Source organism: Agrobacterium sp. 22117 (assembly GCF_052045735.1).
Classification (GTDB): Bacteria; Pseudomonadota; Alphaproteobacteria; order Rhizobiales; family Rhizobiaceae; genus Agrobacterium; species Agrobacterium cavarae.
The window spans coordinates 437,831-447,083 of the sequence record NZ_JBQEPP010000006.1 but is presented as its reverse complement, the minus strand read 5'-3'; the positions used below and the strand labels follow the sequence as shown (position 1 = coordinate 447,083).

The following is a 9,253-nucleotide window of genomic DNA, read 5'->3' as shown; positions in this document are numbered from 1 at the left end:
GCACCCGTTCCCATTCCGAACACGGCCGTGAAACGCCCCAGCGCCAATGGTACTCCGTCTTAAGACGCGGGAGAGTAGGTCGCTGCCAGGTCTGCTAAACGCAACTCAAATTATCTTCTCAATCACAAACCGCTCGGCACAAGCCGAATGCAAAAGCCGCCCTCAAAGCGGCTTTATCCAATTCTAAGACATATCCCGATCCAAATCGGGGACGCAGTCAACGCGGGGTGGAGCAGCCCGGTAGCTCGTCAGGCTCATAACCTGAAGGCCGCAGGTTCAAATCCTGCCCCCGCAACCAAATATACGACGATTATCAAAACCCCGCGGCCCAAAGCCGAGGGGTTTTGGCGTTTCTAGAGAATCCGGTTCGCTATAGGTTTTGCGCGGCGTGAGATCGTTGGAATTCGTCAAAGAGCCGCGTAAATGGGCTCCAAATCCAGCGTGCAAAGCTGTCGCGCAGTTCTCCCGTTGCCGAGGCAATATATTACATGCTCAAGCGCTGGAACAGCTTCACCTCTTTCCTCGACGATGGCCGGACTTGTCTCACGAATAAAGCAGCCGAAGGAGCGCTCCCAAGCTTTGCGCTCGGCAGGAAGTCATGGCTGTTTGCTTCGACGGATCGTTGTTGGCCGTGCGCCGTTCTTGGCGACACTGATCATGGCCGCCAAGCGCAACGACATCGATCCGAACGCCTTGGCTTGCCGACGTCATCGCCGACAATGCCGACATGTTGATCAGCAGATTGGAGCAATTGCTGCCGTGAAATTGGATGCTGAAGACGTTGAACGTCCAGATGGCGTAATCTGCACTCCAAAGTGGATGCCGGCATCCCTGCCGGATGGCTACCTCATAGGCCGACGCTACTGCTGAACAGCCAAGTCTGATAATCCGCAAGATCGGTCGAGCGTACAGCGCTTGTGCGGGGCTATCTGGTTCTGCCACGGCAAGGACAAGATAATGACGACGACGCTTCGAAACTACCATGATCGGATGCAACGGGTCCTGGATCACATTGATCAGCATCTCGACCGCAATCTGGACCTGGACGAGTTGAGCCGCGTGGCCGCATTCTCCAAGTTCCATTTCCATCGGCAGTTCGCAGCGGCCTTCGGGCTGTCTGTGCATAGCTATATCCAACTCGTCCGCATGAAGCGGGCATCATACAGGCTGGCCTACAGGGATGTAGACAGTGTGACGGAGATAGCGATGGATGCCGGCTACGACGCTCCTGATGCCTTTGCCCGCGCGTTTCGGCAACGGTTCGGCCAGTCGCCTTCGCAGTTCAGGAAATCTCCCGATTGGGAACCGTGGCTTGCCGCCCTCGGGCCTCTCAACCAAGCAAGGAGTAAGCTTGTGCAAAGGACATTTGCAGCAAATGACATCGAAATTCGCGAGGTGTCACCGACCCGTGTCGCTATCATGAAACACGAAGGTGATCCGGCAAGGATCAGCGATACGATCAAACGCTTTATCGCATGGCGTAAAGCTGCAGGCCTCACTCCGAAGACCAGCTCGACTTTCAACATCTTACATTCCGATCCGCGGGTGACGTCTCCGGACGAGTATCGGTTGGATCTTTGTGTTAGCACGGATCGGCCGATCAAGACGAAGGGAGAACATGTCGAGGCGGGCATGATTCCCGGCGGCCGTTGCGCCGTGCTGAGGGTCGTCGGCAATACGGATGATCTGGCGCCCGCCGCGCTTTACCTCTATCGCGATTGGCTACCGGCCAGCGGTGAGGAGGCGAGGGATTTCCCGCTCTATTGCCAGCGCCTTACCTTCTTTCCCGAAGAACCTGAACATGTGGCGGTGGCAGAACTCTTCCTGCCGCTGAAATAGCGAACCTCTGTAGCGGCTTGTCCGTTTCCGGCCCGGCGGCGGACAAGCAGCTTCAACCTGAACCTCCCGATCCGGCTAAAAAGCGCGCTCGTTCAAGGTGGGCATTCCATCAGGCGTAACCGTAGCGATCTGAACCGGATGTCACCTTTCAAGAGACGGACTGGCGGATGAAACAGGAGGGCAAGATTGGACACCGATCACCCGGCAGAGGCGTTCGATATCCCATGCCGAAACGCAGTCGAAGCTGTTTGCCGGGTTAGAGCCTGTCGCAAGAAAGCGTTCAGCGGTTTTGCGATAGCGATATGCCAACAGACAAAGAACTGAAGCATGGGGCGAATCTGAAAGCTCGCGACAAGCTTTAGTGGCGAGTTTCCCGCTGTAGAGTACCCGACGCTTCAAACATTTTTTTCGGTCCGGCAGTCCTCGCGGTTGATGGGCATTCGGACCATCACGCTACGTCTTCCTTTCCATGATCCCGTCGGCGTTGGCAAACACGCGCCCGATCGTGTTGAGCAGCAGTTGGGCGGCCAGGATCGCGGTCGAACCGGTGTGATCATAATCGGGTGCGACTTCCACCAGATCGACGCCGACGATCGTTCCTTGTTTGGCAAGGCCCACAATCAGTTCCAGCACTTCATAATAGATGAAACCGCCATGGCTCGGTGTACCAGTTCCTGGTGCGATTGAGGGATCGAAGCCGTCGATATCGATTGTTAGGTAATATCTCTTTCCAGTCGGAATACGAGCCAAAACGGCATCGACGCCAAGCTTGCGGATCTGGCGGACCGAGAGAATATCGGAGCCCTGAGCGCGGGCGTAATCGTAACCCTCCTTGGCCGTTGAGGATACGTTCCGGATACCAAGTTGTGTCATGCCGGTGACCCAAGGCTTCTCCGAGGCGCGGCGCAGCGGGCTGCCATGGCCGAAGCGAACGCCGTGGCGCTCATCAACGAAATCGAGATGGGCGTCGAACTGCACGACATGTATCGGTTCCTGCTCGCTGAAAGCATTGATGCATGGAATATTGATCGAATGATCGCCGCCGAGCACGACAGGTAGCGCTCCTGCCGCAAGAATCTTGCGAACGCCGAACTCTATGTTGGTATGGCTTTTCATTGTGTCCGTGTGGACGATATCCGCGTCGCCGAGATCCACGATGCGAACGCCTTCCAAATACGTGACGTCATCCTCATGATCGTAAGCGCCAGCGTGACCGAAGGCGAAAAGCGTCGAGGCTTCGCGGATGCTGCGTGGTCCGAAGCGCGCGCCGGCGCGCCATTGAGTTCCAAAATCGAAGGGTGCGCCGAGGACAGCGACATCGGCGTCGATCTTGTCCCAGTTGTCCACATAGGGACTTTTGGCGAAGGTGGAAATGCCAACGAAGGGTAGGTTTAACCGTCCATTGTCGTAGCCGTGGGCTGTCATGCTTATTCCTTTCGGGCATCAAATCGCGCGTTCGCGCCAGGTTTCCAGAAATTGAGAGAGACGGTCGCTCTTTGGCGTTGCGAAAAGCACATTCGGTGCGCCTTCTTCGACAATCCTGCCGGCATCCATGAAGACGACGCGATTGGCGACATGTGCGGCAAAACCCATTTCGTGGGTCACGATCACCATTGTCATTCCTTCCGAAGCGAGCGATTTCATCACGGAGAGGACTTCGCCGACCAGTTCGGGGTCCAGCGCCGAGGTCGGTTCGTCGAACAGCATCACCTTCGGCTTCACGGCCAAAGCTCTGGCGATCGCAACACGTTGCTTCTGCCCGCCGGATAGGCTTTCAGGCCAGCGGTCGGCAAAGGACAGCAGTCCGACCTTACTGAGCATTTCGCGCCCGATATCTTCTGCCCTCCTGCGGGAGAAGCCATGGACCAACCGCAATGCGAGCGTCACATTGTCCAGCACGTTCAAATGCGGCCACAGGTGGAAATGCTGGAAGACCATTCCGATCGGACGACGGGCATCGGTCAATTCCCTGTAGCCCGCCTTTTCGCGTCCAAGCGGTGTCTCGCGCCATCCCAGCATCTTGCCAAAGATGTGAACCTCGCCTGCATCATAGGCGTCGAGAAAGGCAAGCGAGCGCAACAGGGTACTCTTCCCGGATCCGGAAGGCCCGATAATGCAGGTGACATCGCCATCTTGAATATCAAGATCAATGCCCTGCAATACGGTCTTGTCGCCAAATCGCTTCTCAAGTCCGCGAACGGAAATTGCTGCCGGTCTCGTCATCTCAGGAACCTCTCAGGGCGAAGTGGCGCTCCAGAGCGCGTCCCGACTTCGACAGAATTTCAACAAGAGCCCAGTAGAGCAGGGCGATAGTGAGGTAGGGCGTCACGACGCTGAAGCTGATCGAGCTGATCGTTCCGGCTACCTTCGTCAACTCTCCAACCGTGATTACCGAGAGAACAGCCGACTCTTTCAAAAGCGCGATCGCTTGACCCACGCAGGGCGGCAGCGTCAGGCGAAGGGCTTGCGGAAGCTCCACGTGCAGGAAGCGCTGCCCGCGTGTGAGGCCCAGCATCTCTGCGGCTTCGCGCTCTCCCTTGGGAACGGCATTGAGGCCTGCGCGAAAAATCTCTGCGAAGGGACCTGCACCATAGATGCCAAGTCCGAAGGTGCCGGCCACATAGGGACTGAGCAACAGCCCGATCTGCGGTCCGCCGTAGTAGAGAAGGAAAAGCAGGAGGGCGAGAGGCGCGCCCCTGGCAAACTCGACATAGGCTCTGGTCACGAGTGCAAGGGGATGAAAACTGCTGCGTAGACCAGTGGCGAGCACTATGCCAAGCAGGGCTGCAATAGTGACGCCGCTTGCCGAGACTGTGATCGTCGTGAGCAGTCCGGCAAGATAGAGCGGCAGGTCAGTGATAAAGCCGGTCATCAATTTTGCCCTCTGCGTGACAGGCGTCTCTCAAGCATGAGTCCCAGAGCGGCGATCAGGATGCCGACTGCAACATAGAGAAGGAGGGCTGAGGCATAGGCTTCCAGGGGACGAAACGTCGAGGACGCGACCTGTTGGGCACGGCGGGTCAAATCCGTCACGGCGATGACCGAGACGAGCGAGGAGTTCTTGACCAGAGCCTGCATTTCTCCCACCAGCGCTGGGAACATAGCCTGTACAGCCTGAGGGACCTCGATGTTGATAAAGACCGCGGAGGGAGAGAGACCCAGCATTCTTGCCGCCTCGATTTCGCCTTTCGGCACAGCCTGAAGCCCCGCCCGATAGATTTCCGATTGGAACGCCGCCGTATTGAGCGCCAAGGCCAAGGTGGCGGCAACGATCGGCTCAAGCTCAAGCCCGAGGAATGGAAGAATGTAGAAGGTGATTAAAAGCTGTACGAGGATCGGTGTTCCGCGCCAGAAGGAAAGATAAAGCGCTGCCGGGACGCGCGTCCACCGTCTGCCACGCGCGCAGGCGGCCAACAGAAGAGCCAACGGCGCGCCGAAGAGAAGCGCCGTCAGACTGATCGTCATTGTGGTGGTGAGGCCATCGAGAAGCGCGGGCCAGATATGTGCGACTGTCTTGTCCATGGCCGACCCGTCCTATCTTATTCAGCGGCAGGGAGAGTCTCTGGAAGTTCCATCGGAGCGCCGAACCACTTCTTCTGGAGCTCCGCAAGCTTGCCGGATGTGTTGAGCTTGCCCAGTTCGGCGTCCATCAGCGCATTCAGCGATGCGCTGTCGACATCATTGCGGCCTGCCCAGGAAAAATAGGTCTTCGGCCCGAAGGTCGGCAGAACGACTTCGAAGACGTCGGGCCGCTGGCGGGCGGCTTCCAGAAGATTGGGAAGAGAATTGACGACAGCCTGGATACGGCCGGCGCCGAGATCGGCATAGGCTTCGGAAAAGTCCGTATAGGTGGAGACGGTCACCGGACCGCCTTTGTCCTTCAGCGTTGCGGCAAAGGTCTCAAGCGCGGCGAGCTGCGCAGAGCCGGCCTGAGAACCGACCGCCTTGCCGGCGATATCTTCCGGCTTGGTGATGGTTGCATCGCCCTTGCGCTTCAGTAGTGCCATGGTTGCATCGGCGATCGGAGCCGAGAGATGGTAGGCCTTCATGCGTTCCGGCGTAACGGTCACGGAGGTGACGACATAATCGAAGCGGCCAGCCGCAAGGCCCGGCAGAATGCCCTGCCACGGCAGGTCTAGGCGCTTAAGTTCGACGCCCGGCAGAGCCTTCATGACTTCAACCATGATGTCGGCCGAGTAACCGATAATCTTGCCGTCTTCGACGAACTCGAAAGGCGCAAAGCGGGCTTCTGTGGCAACGGTAAAAACTTTGTCCGCTTTGATTTTGTCGAGAAGATCTGCAGCGTTCGCGGCGGTCGACGACAGGATCGTGACGAGCGCTGCGCCGAAAAGCAAAGCTCTGGAAATGGACGATGGCATCATGGTTTGTTCCCCGGTTGTTTATTCTGCCAACGAACCATGGACATCAGCGCAAAAAAATAGGAAAGATTTGGAGTTCACATTAGAAAAGATGATGTAAGGTCGTCTCATGCAATTTGCCCAGTCCGACCTCCGGGCTCTCACCGTGTTTCGCGCAGTGGTGGAGCATAAGAGCTTTCTCGGCGCACAGATAACGCTTGGCCTCAGCCAGTCCGCTGTCAGCTTCCACATCAAGGCCTTAGAAGACAGGCTTGGCTACAAGCTTTGCCGCCGCGGGCGCGCGGGCTTTGAATTGACAGATCGCGGTGCGATCGTTCATGCGAAATCGAAAGCGTTGTTTCTGGCACTCAACGCCTTCGAAAGCGAAATCGGCACGTTGAAAAACAGGATCACCGGAACGCTCAGGCTGGGGTTGGTGGACAACACCATTACGGATGCGGACTTGCCCATTCATCGCATCATTGCCCGCATCAGCGACAAGGCGCCGGAAGCACGCCTTGAACTGGTCATTGATTCGCCGGACGCATTGCTCGCTGAAATCGCCAATGGCGGTCTCGATATTGCGATCCTTCCGGAAACGGAACCCTACCAGGGCCTCAAACTGTCGCGCCTGCGCGATGAGATGCATTCCCTCTATTGCGCCAAGGGACATCCACTTTTCACTGCAGATGATGCGGACATTTCCGTGCAGCGCGTGGAAGGCTTCGACTTCGTCGTCAGGCCCTATGCCAATATGCGCGAGTTGCAGTATTTTCCTGGTGCGCGCGCCAAGGCCTCCGCCTCGAACATGGAGGCCCAGGCGATGTTCGTGATGTCAGGCCGATATCTGGGCTATTTGCCGGATCATTACGTGGCCGACTGGGTACAGAAAGGCATCTTGCGTGCCCTTCTGCCGAAAGAAGGCCGGATCAATTCTCCCTTCATCATCGCTACTCGTCTTAGCGAGAGGCCATCGACAATCCTGGACTTCTTCATTCGCGAACTGGCGGGGCTTGCATCGGAGACCCTGCATCGGAAAAAGCCGCTCATCGGAAAATGATGAGATGGTCCCGATCCAGACCAACGTTGGCTCTACCTGCTCTGTCGCGCCGGCCGCTTGAACCTCAGATGGGAATTTAATTCTCTGACGCAGCGAAGGAGTGGGCTAATGGTCCAATTCTTTCAAGAGCGCCACTCTCAGCCTCTCGTTGGATAGGCTCAGCAAAAGCCGTTCAGTTTAAGGATTCTGTACGCTTCAATCGAGGCTCTAAGCGCATCCTCGGAATTGCGATCTCCTTGATTGGCGTCGGGGTGGTGCATTTTGAGCCTTTCCTTGTAGCGGCTCTTGATCTCGTCCGATGTTGCTTGGTGACTGAGGCCCAGAGTGTCGAAAGCCTTGGCTTCGAGCGTCTTGAGCTTTCTTTGTTGGCTACCGGTCGTCGTTTGCCCTTGTCTCACGCCTTTGCGAGCATTGAGCGTTTTTGCCGAGCCTGAACGAACAGACGATGGTAGCGGAGCTTCGGTTGGCTCGTTCACGCGCTTTCCCAAAGTCGGCCGCGCACCCATCGTCGCTTCCTTTTGATAGCGGGCGACGTCGGGACTCGATGGTGCCGCGGTGAAACTGTATCCCTTATTGTAGGCAGCCACATGCTCAAGGCAGAAGAGCAGGTAGAGACCTTCAGCACCTGGGCCAACCGGGGCGCGGTGCGTTCCAATCTTTTCACACCCATCCCACTGGCACTTTGGTCCCTTAGGCTCGCTTGCCGCTGGCGAGCGTTTGCGAGTGGACCGAAGACCTACGAATATTTTCGAATCATGCGTCATTGAGACTATATGGACGCGGCGGGCCCTTTGGGCAACTCCGGAAGTCTGTTGTAATCTCACTTCGTCGCTCGTCGTAAAAGCATGTTTGTGACCGGACCCCGGCGTCTGTAAGTCGCACCTCACCAAAACGAGCGGGTCGTCTTGCCAACGAGGTTGATCTGCCGGTGCCGCTGTGTTCTGAAGAACGAAAATCGCATCGGGGTTTGACTGCAGGGATGACAGAACAGTTTGACATGTTTCCGGATCGGGATTCGCGCGCCAAGGTAGCGTCGCATCGACCGTCGAAATCCGGCAAAACTGATCGACAAGCACCATCCCTAACGGAAGAGGAGATGGTCCGTTCTCTGTTCGAGACTGGGCGATATCGCATCCTGACGAAACTGGTTCCCCGCGCAATCACATCCGTTCCTCGGCCTGGATACCCACTTCGCGGCGTCATCCTTGATACGGAGACCACGGGCCTTGATGCCCGAAAGCATGAGATCATCGAGATTGGGGCGGTCGCCTTCACCTTCGATGCCACGGGTCAGATCGGCGATGTGACCGGCGTTTATGGCGGACTGCGAGAGCCGAGCGACCCCATCCCGGCTGAGATTACCAAGCTCACGGGGATCACAGACGATATGGTGACCGGGCAGGCGATCGATATGACAGCACTTGAGGCGCTGATCGAGCCTGCCGACTTGCTGATTGCCCACAATGCCGGCTTCGATCGGCCTTTCTGCGAGGTATTTTCGGGGATTTTCTCCGGCAAGGCATGGGCTTGCTCTCACTCTGAGGTCGATTGGTCGTCGCGGGGATATGAAGGCACGAAGCTTGGATATCTGCTTGGACAGGCTGGATATTTTCATGAAGGACATCGTGCGGTCGATGATTGCTTTGCACTCTTGGAGGTCCTGGCCCGAGAGGTGGACGGATCAGCTTCAATTGCTTTTGCCGAACTCTATGAGGCGAGCCAGAGGTCACGGGTAAGGGTTTTTGCCGAGAACAGCCCCTTCGATATGAAGGATCAGCTGAAGGGGCGAGGCTATCGCTGGTCCGACGGAAGTGACGGTCGCCCGAAATGCTGGTGGATCGAGGTCGGGGAAGACGGTCTCGATGACGAGCTTCAGTATCTCAGGGCGGAAATATACAGATATCCTGACGTCGATCCCCCGACCAGACGTCTCACCGCCTTCGATCGGTTCCGGGCGTAGCGCACCTCGGTCGCTGCACCCAGAGCGCGAGGCATC

General features: G+C 57.1%; 9 protein-coding genes, 1 tRNA gene, 1 rRNA gene and 1 pseudogene. 6 read left to right on the top strand and 6 right to left on the bottom strand.

What is annotated here, in order from left to right; genetic code table 11:
- The 4 genes and pseudogenes from rrf to ACTJKV_RS19185 form a co-directional block, all read left to right on the top strand.
- A 5S ribosomal RNA gene (gene rrf / locus ACTJKV_RS19200) occupies positions 1-91 on the top strand; the annotation flags it as partial.
- 130 nt (positions 92-221) lie between these two features.
- Positions 222-298 (top strand) — tRNA-Met (locus ACTJKV_RS19195).
- Between the two features lie 130 nt (positions 299-428).
- A pseudogene (locus tag ACTJKV_RS19190) lies at positions 429-763 on the top strand (IS66 family transposase); the annotation flags it as partial.
- A 194-nt stretch (positions 764-957) separates the two neighbouring features.
- Positions 958-1,839, top strand: a complete 882-nt coding sequence (locus ACTJKV_RS19185) for an AraC family transcriptional regulator (protein ID WP_440599329.1) — start codon at positions 958-960, stop codon at positions 1,837-1,839.
- A gap of 453 nt (positions 1,840-2,292) precedes the next feature.
- Here ACTJKV_RS19185 and speB read toward each other — a convergent pair whose 3' ends face one another.
- The 5 genes from speB to ACTJKV_RS19160 are packed head-to-tail and all read right to left on the bottom strand — an operon-like array spanning position 2,293 to position 6,221.
- A complete protein-coding gene (gene speB / locus ACTJKV_RS19180) occupies positions 2,293-3,264 on the bottom strand; it encodes an agmatinase (RefSeq protein WP_440599328.1) in 972 nt (323 codons plus the stop codon).
- An 18-nt stretch (positions 3,265-3,282) separates the two neighbouring features.
- Positions 3,283-4,062: an amino acid ABC transporter ATP-binding protein gene (locus ACTJKV_RS19175; protein WP_274102607.1), complete on the bottom strand. Its 780-nt coding sequence runs from the start codon at positions 4,060-4,062 to the stop codon at positions 3,283-3,285.
- A 1-nt stretch (position 4,063) separates the two neighbouring features.
- Positions 4,064-4,711, bottom strand: coding sequence for an amino acid ABC transporter permease (locus ACTJKV_RS19170; RefSeq protein WP_274102608.1), 648 nt, complete (start codon positions 4,709-4,711; stop codon positions 4,064-4,066).
- On the bottom strand, positions 4,711-5,361 hold the full coding sequence (locus ACTJKV_RS19165; RefSeq protein ID WP_274102609.1) for an amino acid ABC transporter permease: 651 nt from the start codon (positions 5,359-5,361) through the stop codon (positions 4,711-4,713). The genes ACTJKV_RS19170 and ACTJKV_RS19165 overlap by 1 nt, the downstream gene beginning before the upstream one ends.
- A 17-nt stretch (positions 5,362-5,378) precedes the next feature.
- Positions 5,379-6,221, bottom strand: a complete 843-nt coding sequence (locus ACTJKV_RS19160; protein WP_440599327.1) for a transporter substrate-binding domain-containing protein — start codon at positions 6,219-6,221, stop codon at positions 5,379-5,381.
- Between the two features lie 106 nt (positions 6,222-6,327).
- Here ACTJKV_RS19160 and ACTJKV_RS19155 point away from each other — a divergent pair, with 106 nt between their 5' ends.
- Complete coding sequence (locus ACTJKV_RS19155) at positions 6,328-7,257, top strand: LysR family transcriptional regulator (protein ID WP_440599326.1); 930 nt, start codon at positions 6,328-6,330, stop codon at positions 7,255-7,257.
- 158 nt (positions 7,258-7,415) lie between these two features.
- Here the strand turns inward: ACTJKV_RS19155 and ACTJKV_RS19150 are convergent, their stop codons facing one another.
- Entirely contained in the window at positions 7,416-8,021 is a 606-nt protein-coding gene (locus ACTJKV_RS19150; RefSeq protein ID WP_440599325.1) for a J domain-containing protein, read from the bottom strand.
- A gap of 215 nt (positions 8,022-8,236) precedes the next feature.
- Between ACTJKV_RS19150 and ACTJKV_RS19145 the strand changes: the two genes are divergently transcribed.
- Entirely contained in the window at positions 8,237-9,217 is a 981-nt protein-coding gene (locus tag ACTJKV_RS19145; protein ID WP_440599324.1) for a 3'-5' exonuclease, read from the top strand.
- The last annotated feature ends 36 nt before the right edge of the window (positions 9,218-9,253 follow it).